We start from the raw sequence: 23,543 nt of genomic DNA, 5'->3' as shown, positions 1-23,543 counted from the left end.
CAATATCAATACTGATGGGAGATCGCCGCAGCGGTCTCTCATCGTCGTTTTCGCCGCCGCCGCGGGACATCGGCGCAACGTCGTCGCCGCTGTTCGTGCACGGCGTGCACATGCGCCGCTCGGACGCGCGCGGTGTATGGTGGTAGCGGGTTTCAACACTCATCAACCAAGGAGAACTACCATGGCAGAAACTTTCAACGTCGTTGTGGAGATCCCGCGCGGCTCGAAGAACAAGTACGAAGTCGACCAGGCCTCGGGCCGCGTCTTCCTCGACCGCACGCTGTTCACGGCGATGGGCTATCCGGATGACTACGGCTACATCGACGGCACGCTCGGCGAGGACGGCGATCCGCTCGACGCGCTCGTCATGATCCCGGATTCGGTGTTCCCGGGCTGCGTCATCGAGTGCCGCGCCGTCGGCCTGTACCACATGGTGGACGAAGAAGGCGGCGACGACAAGGTGCTGTGCGTGCCGAACGACGTGCGCTACGACAGCATCAAGGACATCTCCGACGTCTCCGAGTTCCACAAGGCCGAGATCAAGCATTTCTTCGAGCAGTACAAGGCGCTCGAGCCGGGCAAGGAAGTCATGCCGGGCGACTACTGGGCGGACGCTGCGACCGCGGACAAGGAAATCAAGGCTGCGCGCGAACGCCTCGCCGCCAAGGAGAAGGCCAAGCACGACGCCGATCTCAACAACTGATTTCCTGATTCGCTGATTTTCCGCCGTCCGCGTGCCGCCCTGAGCGGCACATGACGGCACCGCAACCGCGTCAATGATCAGTAAAAGGTGAACCCCCGCCATCCACGGCGGGGGTTCATCGTTCTTATTCTAGAGAGAGCGACGACGCCCTGTGCCGCCATCACACGAGCAACAGTACCAAGACCGCGATACCAACGGCGGCTCCGGTGAGCATCACCGGCATCATGCCCATGCCGATCCACGGCGAACGCGCGTCGTCGAACGGGCGCACATCGCGCGACCACAGGCACGACACGGCGCCGAGCGCGATGGCGACGACGGCCACAGCGGCGAGCGCCAGGGCGCGCGCGAGCAGCCGCACGTCGCCGGCGTGCATCAGCATCGGCAGGAAGCACCAGCCAGCAGCGGCGATGCAGCACACGCCGTCCATGACCATATGCGACATCTGCACGATCATGTTCGTGCGCGGATTGCGCGCCATCTGACGGGCGAAGGAGACGACGAGCAGTACGACGAGCAGCGTCGCGCAGCCGGCGAGCCATGCGGAGGCGGACAGATAGATCGATCCTTCGATGACGTCGGGGTGCACGCCGAAGACGAGTTCGCCGAGGAACGGCGTCGCCGCGCAGATCATCGAACAACAGCCAAGCGCGCACGCCGTGATGCGGCCGGGCAAGCCGTCGCGCAGCGGCGTGAAGAACGCCGACAGCATGATGAGGACGCCGACGACGAACAGCAGCAGCGAATAGGCGACGGAGCCGACATTCTCGCTGCCGGGCAGGCAGGAGACGGCCACGAGGACGATGTACGCGGCCACCTGCACCAGCAGCGGCCGGACGACGGGCCGCGTCAGCGGCGCGCCGCCCTGTGGGACGTCGACGTTGTTCAGATCGGTCATGGCTTCTCACCTCGAGTCGTCTTGTGCGCGCGCCGCGGTCGCTTCGGCGCGACGGACGCACAGCTGTCGTCAATCGATGACCAATCTAGTCGCCGCCGCGCACATTCGCCCCGCGTTCGCCTCGCACACGCGCTTATGGCCGCGCGCCGCTCTCATGCTGGAACGCTTCACCCGTTGGTACGGTGCCTGTCGTTACAATATGAGGCAGCGCGCCGAAGGCGCACGACCACATGAGACCATCCGAAATAAGGGGCACATTGTGACGGATCTGACACTGATGACCTTCTCGCACGATCCGGCTTCCGTGCTGCCCTCGCTTGCGTTGCTCTCCCACCGTGTGCGCGTGCTGCCGATGGACGCCGCGAGCCTCGTCAAGATGCCGGAGAACACGATTCTGTTCCTCGACGGCCGCGACGACCTCGCCACCGCGAAGACGCTGTGCCGTCTCATTCACGCTTCCGGACTGTCGACGCCGATCGTCCTGATTCTCACCGAAGGCGGCTTCACCGTCGTCACGGCTGAATGGGGCGTCACCGACGTCGTCGTCTCCACCGCCTCGCCCGCCGAGGTCGAAGGACGACTGCGGCTCGTCGCCGAACGCGGCGCCGCGACCGTCGTCACCGCCATCGGCGCCGCGCAGGCCTCCGATGAGCAGGAGGACGGCCTGATCCGTTCCGGCGACCTCGTCGTCGATACGAACGGCTACACGGCGAACCTGCGCGGTATCCCGATTGATCTCGCCTACAAGGAGTTCGAGCTGCTCAAGTATCTCGTGCAGCACCCGGGGCGCGTATTCACACGCGCGCAGTTGCTGCAGGAGGTGTGGGGCTACGACTATTACGGCGGCACGCGCACCGTCGACGTGCACATCCGTCGCCTGCGCGCCAAGCTCGGCGGCGAATACGAGCACGTCATCGGCACCGTGCGCAACGTCGGCTACCGCTTCGACCCGCCCGAGGAGGACGAGGAACGCGAGCAGGCGCAGGAAGCCGCCGGCCACGGCTCGTCGAGGCGACACTGAGCGCCGCAGCAACGCCGAGCAGCGCTCCCCCGCCACATTTTATTTTTTTGATTTCTTCGCTCCGCGTCCACAGCCAGTGTAGGCTCGGGACTATCGGCGCCGCCGCCGGCGACGCGTTGGACGGGAGGTGCGGCGATGGCCGTGAAACGGGAATCGAAACGTGCACGCGTCACGCGCATGCACCGCGAATACGATCAGCTGTGCGAATTCATTCCGGTCACGAAATGCCAGCTCGACTACACGACGCCCTTCGAACTGATCGTCGCGACGGTGCTCAGCGCACAGACGACCGACCGGCGCGTCAACAGCGTCACGCCGGCACTGTTCGCGCAGTATCCAAACGCGGATGCACTCGCGCAGGCGAACATCGCCGATGTAGAATCGATCATCCGCACGCTGGGCTTCTACCGAATGAAAAGCAAACACATCATCGAGCTTGCGCAGGTGCTTGTGACGCGCTTCGGCGGCGGCGTGCCGCATACGATGGAGGAGCTGACGTCGCTGCCCGGCGTTGGCCGCAAGACCGCGAACGTCGTGCTCGGCAACGCGTTCCACATTCCGGGATTCCCGGTGGACACGCATGTCATTCGCGTCACCGGACGGCTCGGCTGGCGTGACAGCGACGAAATCGCCCCCGAGGACATCGAACATGATGTGACGGCCGCATTCCCGCCCGAAGAGTGGACCGATCTGTCGCACCGCCTCATCATCTTCGGGCGCACATTGTGCACGGCGCGCGCGCCGCAATGCGCATGGTGCCCGCTCAACGGCTCGTGCCCGAGTGCCACAGACTTCCTCGATATGCCCGCGGCGCGCACCGGCACACGGCGGCCGGCGAAGCGCACGACGACATCGGCGAAATCGACGAAGCGCACGACGAAATCGACGACACGCAAATCATCGTCATCGACGAAACGAACGTCGTCGACCGCCACACGCAAAGCCGCCACGGACAAACCCATACCACAGTAGTCGTCTACCGATATACTGCACACTCATGCATACCCGGGAATCCCGCGGCGCGCGCGTCGCGCCATGGATCGTGTTCGCCGCGATCATCGCCGTCGCAGCCATCGTCGCAGCGTTCTTCTTCATGCGAGGACGCGACGGCGGCGCGACGCCATGGAGCGGCCGCTCACGCGAATACACGGTCGGCCTGACCGACCAGCCGACATCGCTCGACATCCGCACGAACGACGAGCGCGGCGTCGAGCAGGCGCTCGTCGGCAACGTCTACGAGACACTGCTGACGACAGGCGACGACGTCTCCATCGCCTCGAACCTCGTCGCGCGCTGGGTGCCGTCGACCGACGGGCTGCATTATTCATTCATCCTGCGCGACGGACTGACCTTCGCCGACGGCAGCGCGCTCGACGCGAGCGCCGTCGTCGCGTCGCTGCAGCGCACGATCACCGATCAGCATGTCGGCTACGAGGAACTCGGCGACGTCGCCACCGTGCGCAACACGAGCGACTCGCAGTTCACAATCGATCTGCACAAGCCGAATCCGCGGCTGCTGTGGGCGCTCACCGGACGCGCCGGCATCGTCTACAACGTGCGCGCGGCGCAGCGCGCCGGCGACGACTACGCGCGCCACGCCTACGGTTCGGGCCCCTTCGACGTCGCGGCCAGCGACGGATCGTCGATTACGCTGACGCGTAACGACCACTACTGGGGGCGCAAGGCGGCGGCGGCGCGCATCCGCCTCGCGTATTACAAGGACGAGGCGGCGCTCGCCGACGCGGCTGAGGCGGGCAATCTCGACGTCGCGCTGCCGCGTGAGGCGGCGACGGCGCGGCGGCTCGCGAAGCACGACGGGCTGCGCGTCGACGACGGGTTGGGGATGCGCCAGACGCTGCTCGCGCTCAACAGCGCGCAGGAGAGCCCGTTCTCTGATGTGCAGGTGCGGCAGCTCACGCGCTACGCGATCGACGCGGCCGGCATCGCGAAAACGCAGCCGGAGTCTGCGGCGCAGCTGTCGGGGCCAATCGGGCAGCTGCAGCCGGGTTACGTCGATCTGAACGACCTGTTCCCCTACGACGAGGCGAAGGCAGCGTCGATGCGCGCCTACTTCCCCTACGCGTATTTCCATGAGTTCACCGTGCTCACCGATGAGACGCATCGCGCGGTCGGCGAACAGATCACGGCGACCTTCAACGATGTGCTGTCGATGCCGGCGACGCTTGAGGTCGTCGATACGGACGAGCTGACGAAACGCGTCGCCGGCGGCGACTACGACTGCGCGCTCGTCACGCTTGAGGGAATCGACGACTACCGCAACTTCGTCGACGGATCGCCGATGTTCCATTATCAGAACGGCGAGGCGCAGCGCATCTACGAGGATGCGCTCGCCAAGACCGACTACAACGAGTACCGCGAGCGCATGCGCGACTTCGACCGCGTCGTCAGCCAGGACGCGGCGAGCGCATGGCTGTACGAGAACAAGGATTTCGTCGTCGCGAAACGCGCGGTCAGCGGCGTCGCGGCGCAGAATTCGTCGTGGCGGCTGCCGCTCGCCGGGCTGGCGTCGCGCGGCTGACGAGACAGCCGCCGGCACAGCCGGAAACATCGACGAAATCACACGTCTCGCCGCACGGTTCAGCACACCGCGAAACGCAAGCGGCGAGCCGTATGCGCGGCGGCGATGATGTCATAGACGCTTTTTACACTGACGGTTATGACTGATAGCGAAGACATCTCCATCAGCGCCAATCTCACCCCCCTCCCCGACCGCGTAGGCGTGGACGGTCTTGAGGACAAGTGGCGCGCCGTCTGGGACGAAGACGGCACCTACACCTTCCACAATCCCGGCGAGCGCAGCGCCGTCTATTCGATCGACACGCCGCCGCCCACCGTCTCCGGCCATCTGCACGTCGGCCACGTGTTCTCGTACACGCACACCGACATCATCGCACGCTACAAGCGCATGAACGGCTTCGAAGTCCTCTACCCGATGGGTTGGGACGACAACGGCCTGCCGACCGAACGCCGCGTGCAGAACTACTACGGCGTGCGCGTCGACACATCGCTGCCCTACGACCCCGATTTCAAGCCGCCGTTCGAAGGCACCGAAGGCAAGAAGCTGCAGGCGAAGGATCAGGTGCCGTGCTCGCGGCGCAACTTCATCGAACTGTGCGAGAAGCTCACCGCGCAGGACGAAAAGCTCTTCGAGGACCTGTGGCGCAGCCTCGGCCTGTCAATCGACTGGTCGCAGACCTACCACACGATCGGCGAGCATCCGCGCCGTGTTGCGCAGAAAGCGTTCCTGCGCAACCTCGCGCGCGGCGAAGCCTATCAGAAGGACGCGCCGGGCCTGTGGGACGTCACGTTCCAGACGGCCGTCGCACAGGCCGAGCTCGAATCGCGCGAATACCCGGGCTTCTACCACCGCATCGCGTTCCGCTTCGAGGACGGCACGCCGATCTACATCGAGACGACGCGCCCCGAACTGCTCTCCGCATGCGTCGCGCTCATCGCGCACCCGGACGACGAACGCTACAAGCCGTACTTCGGCAAGATGGTGACGTCGCCGCTCTACCACGTCGAAGTGCCGATCCTCGCGCACCCGGCCGCCGAAATGGACAAGGGCGCCGGCATCGCGATGTGCTGCACCTTCGGCGACATGACCGACGTCGAATGGTGGCGTGACCTGCATCTGCCGACCCGTTCGATCATCCAGCGCAACGGCCGCATCATCATGGACACGCCGGACTGGATCCGCGACGAGCAGGGCCGCGCCTACTTCGAGGCGATCGAAGGCAAGACGACGTTCTCGGCGCGCAAGGAGGTCGTCGAACAGCTGCAGGCCGCCGGCGACATGGACGGCGAGCCGAAGCCGACGATGCGTATGACGAACTTCTACGAGAAGGGCGACAAGCCGCTCGAAATCGTCACCTCGCGCCAGTGGTACCTCGAGAACGGCGGCACGAACAAGCGTCTCAACGCCGAACTCATCGAACGCGGCAAGGAACTCAACTTCTACCCCGACTTCATGCGCGTGCGCTACGAGAACTGGGTGCACGGCCTCAACGGCGACTGGCTGATCTCGCGTCAGCGCTTCTTCGGCGTCCCGTTCCCGCTGTGGTACGCGCTCGACGAGAACGGCGAGCCCGACTATGCGAACCCGCTGACACCGAGCGAGGACCGTCTGCCGATCGACCCGTCGATCGACGTGCCGGAAGGCTACAGCGAGGAACAGCGCAACCAGCCGAACGGCTTCATGGCCGAGCCGGACATCATGGACACGTGGGCGACCTCGTCGCTGACGCCGCAGATCGTCACGAAGTGGGCGGAACCGGGCGAAGAGAATGAATCGTTCTTCAAGTCGACGTTCCCGATGGATCTGCGCCCGCAGGGACAGGACATCATCCGCACGTGGCTGTTCAGCACAATCGACCGCGCCGACCTTGAAAACCATTGCCTGCCGTGGGCGAACGCGACGCTCTCCGGATGGATCCTCGACCCCGACCACAAGAAGATGTCGAAGTCGAAGGGCAACGTCGTCGTCCCGAACGAACCGATCAAGAAGTTCGGCGCCGACGCCGTGCGCTACTGGGCGGCCTCGGCACGCCTCGGCCTCGACGCGACCTACGACGAAGGCCAGATGAAAATCGGCCGCAGGCTCGCGATCAAGCTGCTCAACGCAACGAAGTTCGCGCTCGCGATCGGTCGCGAGGACGAGCAGCATCATGTCGGCGAGGCGGCGACGGCCACGTGGAATCCGCAGGACGTCACCGAACCGCTCGATCGCGCCGCAATGGCGAAGATGGCGAAGGTCGTGCTGGACGCGACCGAATCGCTCGAGAACTACGAGCATTCGAAAGCGCTCGAAACGATCGAGGACTTCTTCTGGCAGTTCTGCGACGACTACATCGAACTCGTCAAGAACCGCGCCTACGGCACCGCCGAATCGACCGGCAACACGCCGAGCCCACAGGCCGTCAAGTCGGCGCGTACGACGCTCGGCCTCGGTCTGGACGCCTTCACGCGTCTGCTGGCGCCGTTCCTGCCGTACACGACCGAAGAAGTGTGGAGCTGGATGCATGCCGGCGAAGGTTCGGTGCACCGCGCGCCGTGGCCGAAGCCGCTGCCCTATGCGGCCGCCGCGTTCAAGGCATCGCCGGATCTGCTCGCGCAGGCGGGCCATGCGCTCACGGCGCTGCGCGGCATCAAGTCGAAGGCGAAGGTCTCGATGAAGACGCCGATCCTGTCCGTCATGCTCAATGTCAGCGACGAGATGCGCGACGCGCTCACGCCGGCGCTCGGCGACATTGCTGAAGCGGCGCGCGTGACCGGACGGATCACGCTGCGCAAGGCGGGCGACCTGATGGAAAAGTACGCACGCCCGAAGCAGCCCGCTGAGAACGCCGACGCCCCGGCCGCAACGACCGAGGAGGAGACGATCGTCGTCGCCGACAGCGAGCTCGGCGAACCGCCGGCCAAGAAGCCGAAGCAGTGACGATTCCGATCAGCCGCATGCAGAAAGCCCCGGACCCAACAGGTCCGGGGCTTTCCCGTTGTTGTGCCGCTGATGCGGTCCGCCTGTGCGCTCAGTCACCAACCGCAGCGGGGACGTTCGCCATCAGCTCGCCGCGTGCACGATCAGGAAGCGCGTGCCGAGCGCATCGGGCGTTCCCGTGACTTCGCCGGCGAGCGCGCCGCCCTTCGCGAGGTCGTCGGCCGTTGCGTCGAGCGCCGACCTGACCGACGCGATGCGCACCGTCTCGTCGATGACCGGCTGCGTGTCGGCGGCGAGGAACTCGCGCTCCCACGGATTCGCGTCGACGAGCGCCATCCACCCGTCCGCGGAGATCGCCTTCGACGCCGCCTGCTTGTGCGATGCGTCGCCGTCGCCGCCAGCGAATTTATCGCCGCCGCCGTCACCGCCAAGCGACGAGGTCACCGATCCGGCGTATTTCGAGATCTCTGCCGACGCATCGTTGGCCGACGGCGTCACAAGCGTCGACATGTCCTTCGCGCCGTGTGCCGCCTGCTGCCGTTTTTCGGCGTCGGCGATGCGCGCCGCGCGCCGCGCACGCGCCTGACCGCCGAGTGGATTGCGCAGCCACTGTTCATAAGCCGCCTGCATCAGCGGTGAATCGCGCAAAACCGGCTGCAGCTGCATGCGCACGTCCGCGACGCCGCCGGAGCTGCCGCCGTCGGCGAGTTCGTCGGGGAACCGCTGCAGTATCTGCTCGGCCGCGTTCGCCGCGCCGGTGTGTTCGCGCGCCGAGGCGAGCGTCGCCATCGCCGCGTCGACGCCGGCCATGTCGTCGCCGAGCGTGCCGGAGCCGTTGCGCGCGTTCGTCGCCGCGATCGCCTCGGCGGACGCCGTGCCTGCGCGCGCGAGGTCGCCGCCGGTCAGGTCGTTGAGTTCGGAGGTATAGACATCGGTGTACGCCATCGAATACGGAATCATCGCGCGCGACAGCTGCCCTTGGCCGTCCGCGTACATCTGCGCGCCGATGCGCGCCTGTTCGCCGGCCGTCCGCTTGAGTTCGTCGACCAATCCGCCGGTGCCCTGCTGCCGGATGCGCGTGATGATCCTGTCGACTTCGTCGGCGGCACCGATGTGCTGATAGGCGTCGGAGACGTTGTTGACGGCCGCCGCCAGCCCGGTGACAGCGTGCGCGAGCGGCGTGTCCCCTTTGAGTTCGCCGGCCGTGCCCATCAGCGCCGTCATCTGCGTCTTCGTGCCGATCGATCCGGATAGATGATTCGTGTACGAGCCGACGTAGGCGGCCATGTAGTCGTGGAAGGCCTGTTGATGTGCCTTCTTGAGTTTGGCGATCTGCTGCTTGGCGAGCGTGCGTTCCTGATCGCGCAGCTGCGTCAGCGTCGCGAGGAACGCAGCGTTCGCATTGTCGTCGTCGCGGTCGTCATCATTGTTGATTGCCGCGGTGAGCGTCGCCGACTGTGCACCGAGCGCGCGCAGGCCGTCGCCGTAGGCGGCCGTCGAATCAGCGGACAATGCGGCGACGGCGATGTCGCCCATCGAGAATTTCGTCGCCTCAACGAAGACTCGCGTATCGAGCGTTGTGCCGGGCGCGGCCGTCGCCGAGACGACGATCGCGTCGCCGTGCCGACTGATCGCGACGCCTTCGTCGGCGCTCACGTCCTTGACGCCTTGCGCCGGCAACGTGAAGGTCACGAATGGCCGCAGCCGCCGCGCATAGCGGCGCGCGGCCTCGTCGACGCGCATGTCCGGCGCGACGCGCACATGGATCTGCACGGTGCCTTTGGCGTTCGTGAGCGCGGAAGCGTCGACGTTCGGTCCGTTGAGCGCGTAATCGACGTCAATCGTCCACGGCAGCCGTCCGTCTGCCGTCATCGACGTCACGTCGCTGTTGGCAGACGCAGATTGGGAAACAGCAGCCAGATAGTAGCGGTGCGCGCCGCCGCTCGTCGTCGCCATCGTGAACACGTCATGTTGGGCGAAACGCTCGGCGGCGGCATCGGCGGAGACGACGGATGCCGCAGCGCGCGCTGTGGCATCGGCGATTGCGACTGCGCACGGCACGGCGGCGCATACCGCCACCGTCGCCGCCGCGCACACCCGTATCCACGCTCGTCGCATCCCGTGCTCCCTCCGCCGTCCCGTTCGCCGTGAGTCATTCATGAATCGTTCATGGGTCATTCATGAGTCGTTGTGCGGACGGCTTTGCGCGCCGCCGCCCACGTCTCCTCCACCCTAGTCGCAGCCGCTGAGGCCGCCTCCTCCGTCGGCGAAGCGCAGATCACGCGAAGATGTCGAGGACGCCGGCGTCGCCTCCCTGCTCGGCGATGCGACGATGTCGCCGCTTCGTCTCGGTTACGACGAATTCACGGTACTGTTCGGCGATTTCGACGTCGAGGCCGGCGGCCTGCGCGATGAGACGCAGCCGTTCCATCTGCTGCTCCTCGCGCGCATAGTCGGCGGCGGCGAAACCGGCGCGTGCCTTGAGCGCACCTACCTGCGCGGTCGCCTTGAATCGTTCGGCGAGCAGTGCGACGATTGCCATGTCGATGTTGTCGATCGATGCGCGCAATGTGTCGATGCGTTCTACAATGTGCTGCATCTGCGGGTCATCCGATTGTGCGAAGGCGTCGATGTCGGTCGCCTCCTCGCGCGCGTCGGCGCGCCAGCCATCCTCCGTGGTAGTCATGCGTTCCACCTTAGCGCGCGGTGTGGTTAGCGCGACGCGGCGCGGATATGCGAAACGGGGGCGGCAGTGCCGTCCCCCGTCAGCAATCGGATGATCAACTGACCGAAAAGATCAGTTGCTGTTGAGCGAGCCGCCGCCCTGTTGGACGAGCGCGGCGAAGAAATCACGGTTCGTCATCGTCTTCTTCAGGCGCGGCACGAGCGTCTGGTAGGCCTGCTCGGGTTCGAGACCGCCGAGCAGACGGCGCAGACGGTAGATGATTGGCAGCGTTTGCGGATCGGTGATGAGCTCCTCGCGGCGCGTGCCGGACGCGTTGATGTCGACGGCCGGGAACATGCGCTTGTCGGCGAGTTCGCGGCTCAGGCGCAGCTCCATGTTGCCGGTGCCCTTGAACTCCTCGAAGATGACCTCGTCCATCTTCGAGCCGGTTTCGACGAGCGCCGACGAGATGATCGTCAGCGAGCCGCCGTTTTCGATGTTGCGCGCCGCGCCGAAGAACTTCTTCGGCGGATAGAGCGCCTGCGCGTCGACGCCGCCGGACAGGATGCGTCCCGAAGCCGGCGCGGCGATGTTGTAGGCGCGCGCGAGTCGCGTCATCGAATCGAGCAGCACGACGACGTCCTGGCCGAGTTCGACAAGACGCTTCGCGCGTTCGATCGCGAGTTCGGCGACCGTCGTGTGGTCGGAGGCGGGGCGATCGAAGGTCGACGAGATGACCTCGCCCTGCACGGTGCGCTCCATGTCGGTGACCTCTTCGGGTCGTTCGTCGACGAGGACGACCATCAGATAGACCTCAGGGTTGTTCGTCGCGATCGCGTTTGCGATGTTCTGCAGCGTGATCGTCTTGCCGGCCTTCGGCGGCGAGACGATCAGGCCGCGCTGGCCTTTGCCAATCGGCGAGACGATATCGATGAGACGTCCGGTCAGGCGGTTCGCCGTCGTCTCCATCTTGAGTCGCTCGTTCGGGTAGAGCGGCGTGAGCTTGCTGAACTGCGGGCGTCGCGCGGCCTCTTCGACGCTCATGCCGTTGATTGAATCGATCGACTGCAGCGGCACGAACTTCTGACGCTGATTGCGGCGGTCGCCCTCGTGCGGCGTGCGGATCGAGCCCTTGACGGCGTCGCCTTTGCGCAGGCCGTACTTCTTGACCTGACCCATGCTCACATACACGTCGTTCGGGCCGGGCAGATAGCCGGAAGTGCGGATGAACGCGTAGGAGTCGAGCACATCGACGATGCCGGCGACCGGCACGAGGTCGTCGCGCTGCGCGCTCGCGTCGTCGCGGCGGTTCTCGTTGTCGCGGCCGCGTCCGCGGCGGTTGTTATTGCGATCGTTGCGGTCATTGCGATTGTTGTTGCGATCATTGCGATCGTTGCGTCCGCGACGATTCTCGCGCTGCTCGTCATGGCTGTGCGACGGCACGCCCGGTAGCGCGTCGAGGATCTCGTCAAGATTGACGTTCTCGCCGGCGGGTGGCGCCGGCAGACGGCGACGGACGGCGCGCTGTTCCTCGTGTCCGCGGCGCGCGCGGCGCTTCGGCTGGTCGTCGATATCGAAAGAGTTCTGCTGCTGCGGCTGACGCTGTTCGGACTGCGCGGCGGCCTCGTCGTGGCGCTTGCGCACACGACGGGCAGTGACGTGCATCTCCATATTGCTTTCCGGTTTCGGCTCGTCGATGACGACCTTCGTCGACGATGCGGATTCCTTCGATTCCGGCTGCTTCGACGTGGACTGTGTCGACGCGGACTGTGCCGCTGCGGCCTGTGCGGCGCGCGCGGCCGCCGACGGCTCCGTCACGACCGGCTGCCAATCCTTGGTCTGCTTCGGCGCGCGCACGGTGACCCCCGCCGGCGCGGCCTCACCATTGCGCGCGGCCTGCAACGTTGCAAGCAATGCGCCCTTGCGCATCGTCGAAACGCCACGCAGACCCATCTGCTTGGCGAGTTCCTTGAGCTCAGGAAGCTTCATGTCTTCTAGTTTCGAGGTTGTAACCACTTGGTTGTGCCTTTCTTCGACCATGCGCCCAGAGACGGCGCGATGGCTTCACACAGGGTTTGCGAATATATGAACATATACGGAAAGCACATACGTACATATGTCATGCGTCATATGTTCGCGAAAGGGAATGTCCGCATTCATGCCGGACAGGACACACCTTAGCCGGAGCGCGCGACGAAACCGGCTGTGACGAGCCGGAAGACGATTCCGGGCGGCCCGCACGTCGTCTGCGCGCGGGCCGCCCGGGATCGTGGAATCACTTGGATTCGTGATAGGACTTGTCGGTGTTGACCGACCAGATGTTCTCCTTCGTCGGCTTGCCGGACTTGATGTTGCAGACGGCCTCGATCGCCGTCGCCATCGAATGGTCCATGTTGTTGTAGCGGTGCTGGCCGTTGCGGCCGACGCAGTACAGGTTGCCGAAGGAGTCGAGATAGTCGACGACTTCCGGCATCTCGTCGTAGGTGTCAAAGTACGCCGGATACGCCTTCTTGACGCGTTCGCGATGCGCATCGAGTACTTCGTGCGAGCCGTTGATGACACCCATGCGCGTCAGCTCGCTGATCGCGAAGCGCGTCGCCTCGTCGTCGCTCATGTTCCAGAAATCGTCGCCTTCCTCGCAGAAGTATTCGAGGCCGATCCAGACGGTATCGTCGACGTCCTTGACAAGGTACGGGCTCCAGTTGTTGAAGATCTGCAGACGGCCGACCTTGTAGCCCGGATCCTGCACGTAGATCCAGCAGTCCGGCACGATCGGCGGGTTGCCGAGCGTCGGGATGTCGGTCGTGTTCTTGAGCTTCAGGTGCTTGACAAGCAGGCCGACGGTGACGAAGTCGCGGTACGGCAGGCCATCGGCGATGCGCACGATGTCCTTCGGCGCATGCTCGGTGCCGTCGTCGATCGCCTCGACGAGATCCTTGATCGGCATCGACGAGATGAATTCGTCGGCTTCGAGCGTCGTGCGCACGCCGTGCTCATCCTCATAGACGAGCGAGGCGATGTGTCCGTCCTGCTGATCGAGTTCGACGACCTTCGCGCCCTTGATGATCGTGACGCCGGCGTCCTCGGCGTTCTTCGCGACCGTCTCCCACAGCTGTCCCGGACCGAGCTTGGGGTACCAGAACTCCTCGATGAGCGAGGTCTCGACCTCTTCGGCGTCACGCTTCTTCGGCAGCAGCTTGCGGAACGCGTTCTTGAGCACGCCCATGATGCTCAGGCCCTTGACGCGCTGCGAACCCCAGTCGGCCGAGATGACCGACGGATGGCGTCCCCAGAGCTTCTCGGTGTAGCCCTCGAAGAACATCGAATACAGCTTGCGGCCGAAACGGTTGATGTAGAAGTTCTCGAGATTGTCCTCGGGCAGCTTGTGGAACACCGACTTGAGGTACGAGCAGCCGGCCACGACAGTGAGCTTCGGGCCCATCGCCTTCAACGTGTTCATCGACAGCGAAATCGGGTAGTCGAAGAAATGCTTGTTCCAGAAGATGCGCGAGACGCGGTGGCGCTTGAGCATGACCTTGTCGGTCGTCTCCGGATCGGGTCCGCCCGGCTCGAGCTCATGCACGCGGCCAAGCTTCTTGTCGTCGTAGGACGGGGCGCCCTGCAGCGGCAGCGTATCCGCCCACCAGCGCATGATGCGATCGTCCTTCGAGAAGAAACGATGGCCGCCGATGTCCATGCGGTTGCCGTCGTGCTTGACGGTGCGCGCGATGCCGCCGAATTCCTGCGATTCCTCGAGGACCGTGACGTCGTACTTGTCGGCGCCGCCGTCCTTGACGAGCTCCCAGGCGGCCGTGAGACCGGCGGGGCCACCGCCGATGATCACTACGGTTTGCTTGTCAGACACGTTCACGTTCTCCTTCAACATTGGTTCTGCCGATCGATCGCTGCTGAAAACTTCGCATCGCGCATCCTCGCGCCGGTACCGCGCAAGTCTTGGGATTGTCGTGCGCATGGAATATCGCGCTTCGCAGCAGTCTAGTGCCCCCTATGGCCATAGGAAGGCCATAGGGGGCACTGCATCACGTTGTTCGGACTCCTCAGATGCCGTCGGGGATGTCGATGTCGCTCTTCTGCACCTCTTCGACGTTGACGTCCTTGAAGGTCACGATACGCACGTTCTTGACGAAGCGATTCGACCGGTAGACGTCCCACACCCATGCGTCGGAGAGCTGCACGTCGAAGTAGACGTCCTGCCCGGCCGAACGGACGTTGAAATCCACCTTGTTCGCCAGATAGAACCGCCGTTCCGTCTCGACGACGTAGGTGAACAGCTTGATGACGTCACGGTATTCCTTGTACAACGCCAGTTCGGCGTCGGTCTCATAGTTGTCGAGGTCTTCGGCGCTCATGGTTACTCGCTCATGCTCCTGTCCTTCGTGTCTTTCGTGTCCTTCGTGTCTGTTGCCTTCATCCGCCCGTTCACTGATCGTCGTGCGCGGCCGCGCCGTGACGGTTGCGGTCGCGTCCCAGCGTACGCCACCACGCCTTCTTCGACGTGTTGCGTTCGGCGTTGTTGTACGGCCATGCGTTCTCGGCATCGACGTCGTCGCCGGCGATGCGTTCGGCGTCGCGGTGCAGCGTCTCGCCGAGCGTCGGCGCCTGCACGTCGTCGCGCGCCGTCACGGCGTCGGCGACGCGTTGGCGTTCGTCGTCGAGGTCCTTCAACAGTCCGGCCTCGCGCAGCTCCTGCTTTTTGATCGCCATCGAATGCTGGTGGAGCGACAACGCCTTCTCCATGCCGGGGTTCGACGTAATGACGTGCATGCCGAAGGCGTCCATCGCGCGCACCGGGTCGAATTCGTCGACGAGCGTGTCAAGCACGTTGAGGTCCTGGTATTTGCCGAGGCGGTTGTCCCACAGCGCGTCGCGCGACGTGCCCGAGGGCACGAAGCCGAGCGACTGGTAGACGGAGAAGGTGCGCGTGTTCTTCTCGGGCACGGCCACCCAGATGCGGTGCAACCCGAGTCCTTCCGGCTGGTCGGCGAAGCCGTAGGTCATGACGCGCGGCATCGCATCGCGCGAATAGCCACGTCCGCGGAAGTCCTTGCCGAGCACGACTTGGATGCGCGCCGAACGCGCCCAGCCGTCGATGTCGATCAGGAAGATCATGCCGAGGAATTCGGTCGCGTTCTGCGCGTTGACGGTTTCGTCGTTGTCGTCGGGCGTCGTCATCAGCGCCCACGCGATCGTGCGGCGGTGCTCGGGGTCGTCGACGCCGTCGCCGACGTCGGCGCCCTGCGTCCATGCTTCGGAACGGCTCACCCACGCGTGCACGGCCGCGCGTTCGGCGACGCGGTCCTTGCCGGTGATGCCTGACGCGTTCACGTAGGCGTCAAGCTTGTCCATGAGCGGCAGGTCCTTCGATGTGGCCGGCCGCAGATACACCATCTCCCCCAGAATGTCGGGAATCGTGATACGCGTGGGCAGCACGCGCGACCGTTCCCGTTCCTCCTCGCGACGTTCATCACTGTGCGTCATGTTGTTCCTTTTTTGTTTGGCGACTGGAGCGTTCTCCCATGCTCTCCAGTCCTGCCATTGTAGTGTACGCCCATGTCCTCGGCGTCGGCGCGTCCAAATGCGAGCCGGGGCGGCGGACACGATCGATGTCCGCCGCCCCGGCCTGCGTGGGCGATTGCCGAAGTACTCAGCCCTTGATCTTCTCGAGGACGATCTTCGTGACGGCCTTCGCGTCCGCCTGGCCCTTCGTCGCGCGCATGACGGCGCCGATGATTGCGCCCATCGGCTTCATGTTGCCGCCCTTGAGCTTTTCGACGACGTCCGGATTCGCGTCAAGCGCCTCCTGGACGGCTGCCTGCAGCGCACCGTCGTCGGAGACGACCTTGAAGCCGTGCTTCTCGACGATCTCGGCAGGCGTGCCTTCGCCGGCGAGCACGAGGCTCACCGTCTGCTTGGCGAGCTTGTCGTTGAGCTTGCCGTCGGCGATGAGTGCCTCGACGTCGGCGACCTCCTGCGCGTCGATCGGCAGCTCTTCGAGGCTGACGCCCTTGGCGTTCGCCTCACGCGAGAGCTCGCCGAGCCACCACTTCTTCGCGCCCGACGGCGTCGCGCCGAGCTTGACGGTCTCCTCGATGAGGTCGAGCGCGTCGGCGTTGATGACGTCGCGCATCTCCGTGTCGGAGAACTTCCATTCGTCCTTGAGGCGGTTGCGGCGTTCGCGCGGCATTTCCGGCATGATCGCGCGGATGCGCTCGACGTGCTCCGGCGTGATGTGGAGCATGACGAGATCGGGATCCGGGAAGTAGCGGTAGTCGTCGGCGTCCGACTTGACGCGGCCGCCGGCCGTCGTCTGCGTCGCCTCGTCCCAGTGACGCGTCTCCTGCAGGATCTCGCCGCCGTCCTCGAGGATCGCGGCCTGACGGCGGATCTCGTACTGGATCGTGCGTTCGATGCCGCGGAACGAGTTGACGTTCTTCGTCTCGGAACGCGTGCCGAAGGGGTCGGACGGGTCGCGGCGCAGCGAGACGTTGACGTCGGCGCGCATGTTGCCCTGCTCCATACGGGCGTGCGAGATGTTGAGCGCACGCACGATGTCGCGGATCGCGCGCATGTAGGCGCCGGCAATCTCCGGAGCGCGGTCGCCCGCGCCCTCGATCGGCTTCGTCACGATCTCGATGAGCGGCACGCCGGCGCGGTTGTAGTCGACGAGCGAATGGTCGGCGCCTTCGATACGGCCGTCGGAACCGCCGACGTGCGTGTTCTTGCCAGCATCGTCCTCGATGTGCGCGCGCTCGATCGGTACGCGGAAGACGGTGCCGTCCTCGAGTTCGACGTCGAGGTAACCTTCGCCGTTCGTCGGCTTGTCGTACTGCGAGATCTGGTAGTCACGCGGCATGTCCGGATAGAAGTAGTTCTTGCGGGCGAACTGGCTCCACTCGTTGATCTGGCAGTGCAGCGCGAGGCCGAGCTTGATCGCGTAGTCGACGGCGGCCGCGTTGACGACCGGCAGCGAACCCGGCAGGCCGAGGCTCACCGGCGTCAGCTCGGTGTTCGGCTCGGCGCCGAAGGAGATCGGCGCCGGGCAGAACAGCTTCGTGTTCGTCGACAGCTCGACGTGCGTCTCGAGACCGATGACCGGATCGAACTTCTTGACGGCTTCGGAATACTTCATCAATTTTTCAGCCATAATATTCTCTTCCTGTCACCCTTACTTGTTGAGTCCATCGAGCCACGGCGTCTTGAGTGACTGCCAGATTGGTCCGTTCCAGTCCTCTTCGAGCGCGGCTTCGAGCGCGGCGGCCGGCTTGTACATGACCTCGTCGCGCTGCTGCGGCGCGATGAACTGGAAGCCGACCGGCAGGCCGTCGTCGGACAGGCCGGCCGGGATGCTCATCGCCGGCACGCCGGCGAGGTTCGCCGGGATTGTCGCGATGTCGTTCATGTACATCGCGAGCGGATCGTCCATCTTCTCACCGAACTTGAACGCCGTTGACGGGCTCGTCGGGGAGACGAGGACGTCGGCCTGTTCGAAGGCCTTGCGGAAATCGTCGATGATGAGCGTGCGCACCTTCTGCGCCGAGCCGTACCACGCGTCGTAGTAGCCGGCGGACAGCGCGTAGGTGCCGAGGATGATGCGGCGCTTGACTTCGTCGCCGAAGCCTGCCTCACGCGTGTAGGCCATCATGTTCGCGGCCGTCTGCGGGACGTCCTCGGGCGGCATGACGCGCAGGCCGTAGCGCATGCCGTCGTAGCGGGCGAGGTTCGAGCTGACTTCGGACGGCATGATGATGTAGTAGGCGCCGAGCGCGTACTTGAAGTGCGGGCACGAGACCTCGACGACTTCGGCGCCCATCGCCTCGAGCTTCTTGACGGCTTCGTTGAAGCGCGCCTCGACGCCCGGCTGGAAGCCGTCGCCGTTGAGTTCCTTGACGAGGCCGACCTTCATGCCCTTGAGATCGCGGTTGAGCAGGCCGTCGCGCGCGGCGGCGACCATCGGGCGCGGGCCTTCGGGGATCGACGTCGAATCGCGGCGGTCATGGCCGCCGATGATTTCCTGCAGCAGCGCCGAGTCGAGGACGGTGCGCGAGACCGGACCGATCTGGTCGAGCGACGAGGCCATCGCGATCGCGCCGAAGCGGGAGACGCCGCCGTAGGTCGGCTTGACGCCGACGGTGCCGGTGAGCGCGCCGGGCTGACGGATCGAGCCGCCGGTGTCTGTGCCGAGCGCGATCGGCGCCTCGAAGGCGCTGACGGCCGCCGCGGAGCCGCCGCCGGAGCCGCCGGGCACGCGGTCGACGTCCCACGGGTTCGACGTGCGCTGGAAGGCCGAATGCTCGGTCGATGAGCCCTGTGCGAATTCGTCGAGGTTCGTCTTGCCGAGGATCGGCATATGCGCGGCCTTGAGCTTCTCGATGACGGTCGCGTCGTACGGCGGGACCCAGCCTTCGAGGATGCGGGAGGCGGCCGTTGTCTCGATGCCCTTCGTCACGATCATGTCCTTGACCGCGATCGGGACGCCGGCGAGCTCGGGCAGCTCGGCCTTCTCGTCGTCGGACAGGTTGTCGAAGGCGTCGGCCTGCTCGAGCGCGGCTTCGCCGGCGATCTTGAGGAAGGCCTTGATGCTCGGCTCGGCGGCTTCGATGACATCGAGTTCGGCGGCCACGAGGTCGCGGCTCGACACCTCCTTCGCGCGCAGCTTGCGCGCCATGTCGTATGCGGACAGCTTGACGAGTTCGTTCTGGTCGGTCATCTCACTCCTCCCCCAGGATCTGCGGCGCGACGAACATGCCGTCTTCGGTCGCCGGCGCCGAGGCGAGCACCTCGGAGCGGTCGAGCGGCTTGGCCGGCACGTCCGGGCGCAGATAGGCCTCGAGCGGCACCGGATTGGCGGTCGGCTGCACGTCGTCGGTCACAGCCTCCTGGACCGAATTGATCGAATCGGCGATGACGTTGAGCTCGCTCTGCATGCGGGTGATTTCCTCGTCGGTGAGCGCAATCCGGGCGAGATCGCCCAGATGCATGATTTCTTCACGTGTGAATGTAGGCATGCCTTCAACTATACGAACCAAATGTGACGAGGCTCCACCACGAGGCGAGAGTCGACGGACACGAACGGCGCACGATGCGAAACGCGGCGATTGCCGACGTCGTCGGGCAATCGCCGCGCTGCAACACCATATCAGCGGCGGGACATCGTCACTTCACGTCGCGGCGGCACATCATCAGCACACCGACGGCGTAGAACACGACGCTCCAGACGACGAAGATCAGGCCGGCCATGCCCCATGCAGGCTGGAACGGCTGCGCGCCGTCGATGTCCAGGACCGCCGCCGCGTCGTTCGCGAAGGTGCTCGCGCCGGCGCTGAGGAAGGCCGTCAACGCGTTCGCCGGCAGGCAGTTGTTGATCGACGTGATCCACAGATAACGGCGGCCGAGCAGCTGCGCCATCTGCAGCACCGACGGCACAATCGTGAACAGCACGACGACGCACAACACTCCGCCCACCGTCGAACGGCAGATCGCGCCGAGCCCCATCGCTAGCACGGCCGCGAAGGCCATCATCAGCGGCAGGCCGAGCAATGTGACGACCGGCATCGCAGCCGGCGTCCATTTCGTGCCGGTCGTCAGATGTGGGCCAACCATCGCCGCGGCGACGCCCCACGCGAGCAGCACGCCGACGAGGGACGCGAGGAACGTGACGGCGGCGACGACGAGGGCCTTCGCATGCATGAACATCGCGCGCCGCGGATCCACGGTGAGCGACGAGACGATCGACGATGAACTGAACTCGCCCGTCAGCGCCATGACGCCGAGGATGCCGACGATGACGAGCGCATTGGAGGCGCCGGCGCTCGCCGTCGACCAGATGTCCTCATGGCCGACCGGCGTGATATCGGAGGCGAGCAGCGACAGCAGCCATCCCATCATCGCGCTGTTGATCAGCAGGAACGCGATCGTGAGGACGCCGAGCACATAGGTCGACGTCGCACTCCAGATCTTGCACCATTCGGCGCGCAGCGCGCCGCCGAAGGTCAGTCGCGGTGCACGCCGCGCGGTCGTTGTCATCGCGCTCATCGCGCACCTCCGTTCATCGTCGGAATCGTCGGATTCGCCGGCTGCGGCTGCCGCATCGCCTGCTGCGGCGGCATCGCGCCGATCGGCGCCGCGACGTACTGCGCGTGCGCATGCGTGAGCTCCATATACGCCTGCTCGAGCGAGACCTGTTCGCGCGCGAAACGGTAGGCGACGATCTGATTGGCGACGAAGCCGCGCGCGACGGTCTCCAGATCGGCGCCTTCGATGCTGAACGCGCGCGCATCGTGCGGATAGCCGTCCGCGAGCGCCGTCTCGGTGATGCGCACACCCGGCGAATGCGCGAACATCGCATGCAACTTGTCGACGTCCGGCGTGACGACCGAGATCAGCGGCCGCGAATGTTCGGAGACGAAATCGGCGACCGTCGTGCATTTGAGGATGCGTCCCTGGCCAATGATGACGAGCGTGTCCGCGGTGAGCGCGACCTCGCTCATCAGATGCGAGCTGAGCAGCACGGCGCGTCCGGCGGCCGCGCTGTTGCGGCACAGGTCACGCACCCATTTGACGCCTTCGGCGTCGAGGCCGTTGACCGGCTCGTCGAGCACGAGGTTCTTCGGATCGCCGAGCATCGCGGCGGCGATTGCGAGACGCTGTCCCATGCCGAGCGAGAAACGGCCGGCCTTCGTCATGCGCGCGCTCGCCAATCCCGTCAGATCGAGCACTTCGTCGATGCGCGACTTCGGAATGTTGTTCGTGTAGGCGAGCGATTTGAGATACGCGTAGGCCGAACGATTCTTCGGCGCGCAGCGTGCGTCGAGCACGGCGCCGACGCACGCCATCGGCGACGCGCAGCGCGTGTAGGGGACGCCGTCGACGAGCGCGGTGCCCTCGTTCGGCGCGATGAGGCCGAGCAGGATGCGCATCGTCGTCGATTTGCCGGCACCGTTGGGCCCGACGAAGCCGGTGACGACGCCGTCGGGCGCCGTGAAACTGACATGATCGAGTATTGGTTTGGCGCCGAATGATTTGCAGACGCCGTTGAGTTCCATCATGAGGCCGCATCGTAGCAAGCGCACGCCGCAAGCGATGCCGCACGACCACGATACGGCGGCAAGATGAGATTACGGCCGGCGATTACACAGCCGCGTGCTGTGTCCTGTGCTTATCGATTACACAGCCGCGTGCTGTGCGATCCATGCATGCATCGCCACGGCGGCGGCGGCGCCGGCGTTGATCGAACGCACGGAGCCGAACTGACTGATGTAGACGACGTCGTCGGCGAGCTCGAGCGCCTTCTCGGACAGTCCCGGCCCTTCGGCGCCGAACAGCAGCAGGCAGCGTTCGGGGAAGCGGTAGGTCTCGATCGGCACGGCGCCGTCGATGATGTCCATCGCGATGACTTTCGCGTCCTCGGCGGTGCGCAAGTCGCGGCATGCATACAGCAGTTCACGCTCCGCGTCGGCGGCGTCCAAAACACCCGCGTCGCGCGCGCGTTCAAGCGCGGCGATGCGCGAATGCGCCTCGTCGCGCTCGTTCGCAATGCGGCGCCGCCAGTCGTCGACGCAATCATGAATCGACGGATGATTGACGACGTGCTGATACAGCTCGGTCATCAACGCGCCCTTGCGATTCCATTTATGCGGACCGACGATGTGCACGCGGTTCGCCGTGAACGCGTTCGCCGTGCGCACGATCGACCCGATGTTGAAATCGTGCGTCCAATTCTCAATCGCGACTTCAAACAAGTGACGCCCGCGCATGTCGAGATCGTCGCGGATCGCGTCGACACTCCAATAGCGGTAGCGGTCGAGAACGTTGCGCCGGTCGCCCTCGTCGAGCAGCGCCGTATCGTAGCGCGCGTCGGCAGGACGCGGCTCGCCCGGATGCGCCTGCTCCCAAGGCCCCACACCCACTTCGCGGAACGACGGCTCGCCCGAGGCCTTTGCCGCCACATCGATCGGATTCGGTTCGTGCATCGTACGTCCCTCCCGTCTGCGCGTCGTGCCGGGAGCCGCTCAGTGCAGCTCGGATTCGTGGAAGGTCTCGACGAACGGCACTTCGGTGGCCTCGCCGCTGACCGGGTCGATGACGCGCACCGTCGGCTGCTCCATGTCGACGCCGCCGATGAGCGACGTGATCGCGACGACCTCGGCGCCGGCCGCGTCGACGATGCCGAAATCAAGGCTCAGTTCGTTGCCGTTGCGCAGTGTGACGAGCGACGACGTCTGCACATACGATTTCTCGGACAGCCACGAATCGACGAGGACGACACGGCGGCCTTCAATCGACGGACCCTTCGTGGCAGGATAGACGAAGTCCATGACGAAGCCGTCGAGCGCCTCGCCGCGCGAGGCCGCGGCGTGCATCATCGAGCAGACGATCGGCACGGCGGCGGCCGTCAGCGCGCCGACGGCGTCGAAGTCGGCGATCGAATAGCCCTGCTCCTCGAGCGTGTCAAGCATGATGTGGCCGATCAGCGACGCGCCGCGGTGGTCGAAGGTGACCGGCGACAGTTCGGAGAACGGACGGTCGGCCATATGGGCGCGCAGCAGCGTCTTGAGCTGGTCGCGCGGCTCCATCAGCGCAAAGGCGGCCTCGTCGGCCGTCGTCGGCGCGGCACCCTCGTCGCGTCGGGAAGCGGATGCGGTCTTGCGGAACGTGGAAGCTTCTTCACTCATGTACGCCAGCGTAGCCGTGCGCCCCGTCAAATCGAACAGCCAAATCACACAGCCAAATCACACATGCCTTCCGCACATACCATCGCGTACAGTGGTGGTGTCTCGA

The 23,543-nt window shown here is 65.2% G+C and carries 18 protein-coding genes and 1 pseudogene; 5 read left to right on the top strand and 14 right to left on the bottom strand.

Annotated elements, in window-relative coordinates:
* The first annotated feature begins 181 nt into the window (after window positions 1–181).
* Window positions 182–703 carry an inorganic diphosphatase gene (locus G606_RS0107455; RefSeq protein ID WP_026645439.1) on the top strand — a complete coding sequence of 174 codons (522 nt, stop codon included), beginning with the start codon at window positions 182–184 and terminating at the stop codon, window positions 701–703.
* A 160-nt stretch (window positions 704–863) separates the two neighbouring features.
* On the opposite strand, the gene G606_RS10240 is transcribed toward G606_RS0107455, so the two are convergent.
* Window positions 864–1,601 (bottom strand): hypothetical protein, encoded by a 738-nt coding sequence (locus G606_RS10240; RefSeq protein ID WP_051198683.1) that lies wholly within the window; start codon window positions 1,599–1,601, stop codon window positions 864–866.
* A 259-nt stretch (window positions 1,602–1,860) separates the two neighbouring features.
* Between G606_RS10240 and G606_RS0107445 the strand changes: the two genes are divergently transcribed.
* From G606_RS0107445 to valS, 4 genes and pseudogenes are all read left to right on the top strand, one after another.
* Window positions 1,861–2,622, top strand: coding sequence for a winged helix-turn-helix transcriptional regulator (locus G606_RS0107445; RefSeq protein ID WP_026645438.1), 762 nt, complete (start codon window positions 1,861–1,863; stop codon window positions 2,620–2,622).
* Window positions 2,623–2,757: 135 nt separating this feature from the next.
* Window positions 2,758–3,453, top strand: a pseudogene (gene nth / locus G606_RS10235) (endonuclease III); the annotation flags it as partial.
* 166 nt (window positions 3,454–3,619) lie between these two features.
* The gene (locus G606_RS0107435; RefSeq protein WP_026645437.1) at window positions 3,620–5,161 is read left to right on the top strand and encodes an ABC transporter substrate-binding protein; all 1,542 of its coding nucleotides are present in this window, start codon (window positions 3,620–3,622) and stop codon (window positions 5,159–5,161) included.
* 138 nt (window positions 5,162–5,299) lie between these two features.
* On the top strand, window positions 5,300–8,080 hold the full coding sequence (valS, locus tag G606_RS0107430) for a valine--tRNA ligase (protein WP_026645436.1): 2,781 nt from the start codon (window positions 5,300–5,302) through the stop codon (window positions 8,078–8,080).
* A gap of 123 nt (window positions 8,081–8,203) precedes the next feature.
* Here valS and G606_RS10230 read toward each other — a convergent pair whose 3' ends face one another.
* The 13 genes from G606_RS10230 to G606_RS0107365 all read right to left on the bottom strand — a co-directional run bounded on the left by G606_RS10230 (window position 8,204) and on the right by G606_RS0107365 (window position 23,437).
* The gene (locus G606_RS10230) at window positions 8,204–10,198 is read right to left on the bottom strand and encodes a tubuliform spidroin (protein ID WP_133120926.1); all 1,995 of its coding nucleotides are present in this window, start codon (window positions 10,196–10,198) and stop codon (window positions 8,204–8,206) included.
* A 160-nt stretch (window positions 10,199–10,358) separates the two neighbouring features.
* Window positions 10,359–10,766 carry a chorismate mutase gene (locus G606_RS0107420; protein WP_026645435.1) on the bottom strand — a complete coding sequence of 136 codons (408 nt, stop codon included), beginning with the start codon at window positions 10,764–10,766 and terminating at the stop codon, window positions 10,359–10,361.
* 111 nt (window positions 10,767–10,877) lie between these two features.
* Entirely contained in the window at window positions 10,878–12,734 is a 1,857-nt protein-coding gene (gene rho, locus G606_RS0107415; protein ID WP_231371455.1) for a transcription termination factor Rho, read from the bottom strand.
* Between the two features lie 286 nt (window positions 12,735–13,020).
* Window positions 13,021–14,610 (bottom strand): NAD(P)/FAD-dependent oxidoreductase, encoded by a 1,590-nt coding sequence (locus tag G606_RS0107410; protein ID WP_026645433.1) that lies wholly within the window; start codon window positions 14,608–14,610, stop codon window positions 13,021–13,023.
* 193 nt (window positions 14,611–14,803) lie between these two features.
* Window positions 14,804–15,115 (bottom strand): DUF2469 domain-containing protein, encoded by a 312-nt coding sequence (locus G606_RS0107405; RefSeq protein WP_026645432.1) that lies wholly within the window; start codon window positions 15,113–15,115, stop codon window positions 14,804–14,806.
* A gap of 70 nt (window positions 15,116–15,185) precedes the next feature.
* The gene (locus tag G606_RS0107400; RefSeq protein WP_026645431.1) at window positions 15,186–16,244 is read right to left on the bottom strand and encodes a GNAT family N-acetyltransferase; all 1,059 of its coding nucleotides are present in this window, start codon (window positions 16,242–16,244) and stop codon (window positions 15,186–15,188) included.
* Between the two features lie 166 nt (window positions 16,245–16,410).
* A complete protein-coding gene (gatB, locus tag G606_RS0107395; protein ID WP_026645430.1) occupies window positions 16,411–17,910 on the bottom strand; it encodes an Asp-tRNA(Asn)/Glu-tRNA(Gln) amidotransferase subunit GatB in 1,500 nt (499 codons plus the stop codon).
* 21 nt (window positions 17,911–17,931) lie between these two features.
* A complete protein-coding gene (gatA, locus tag G606_RS0107390) occupies window positions 17,932–19,473 on the bottom strand; it encodes an Asp-tRNA(Asn)/Glu-tRNA(Gln) amidotransferase subunit GatA (protein ID WP_026645429.1) in 1,542 nt (513 codons plus the stop codon).
* Window position 19,474: 1 nt separating this feature from the next.
* Window positions 19,475–19,771: an Asp-tRNA(Asn)/Glu-tRNA(Gln) amidotransferase subunit GatC gene (gatC, locus tag G606_RS0107385; protein WP_026645428.1), complete on the bottom strand. Its 297-nt coding sequence runs from the start codon at window positions 19,769–19,771 to the stop codon at window positions 19,475–19,477.
* A gap of 148 nt (window positions 19,772–19,919) precedes the next feature.
* Window positions 19,920–20,798: an ABC transporter permease gene (locus G606_RS0107380; protein ID WP_231371454.1), complete on the bottom strand. Its 879-nt coding sequence runs from the start codon at window positions 20,796–20,798 to the stop codon at window positions 19,920–19,922.
* Window positions 20,795–21,811, bottom strand: coding sequence for an ATP-binding cassette domain-containing protein (locus tag G606_RS10225; protein WP_051198679.1), 1,017 nt, complete (start codon window positions 21,809–21,811; stop codon window positions 20,795–20,797). Before G606_RS10225 ends, G606_RS0107380 begins: the two co-directional genes overlap by 4 nt.
* Window positions 21,812–21,928: 117 nt before the next feature.
* Window positions 21,929–22,735, bottom strand: a complete 807-nt coding sequence (locus G606_RS0107370; protein ID WP_026645426.1) for a TrmH family RNA methyltransferase — start codon at window positions 22,733–22,735, stop codon at window positions 21,929–21,931.
* Between the two features lie 39 nt (window positions 22,736–22,774).
* Window positions 22,775–23,437, bottom strand: a complete 663-nt coding sequence (locus G606_RS0107365; RefSeq protein WP_026645425.1) for an orotate phosphoribosyltransferase — start codon at window positions 23,435–23,437, stop codon at window positions 22,775–22,777.
* Window positions 23,438–23,543: the final 106 nt, after the last annotated feature.

It is taken from the genome of Bifidobacterium sp. AGR2158 (genome assembly GCF_000424225.1).
In the GTDB taxonomy this organism is placed as follows: Bacteria; Actinomycetota; Actinomycetes; order Actinomycetales; family Bifidobacteriaceae; genus Bifidobacterium; species Bifidobacterium anseris.
Note: the sequence above shows the minus strand (reverse complement) of the source record. Positions and strands in the feature narration are given on the sequence as shown.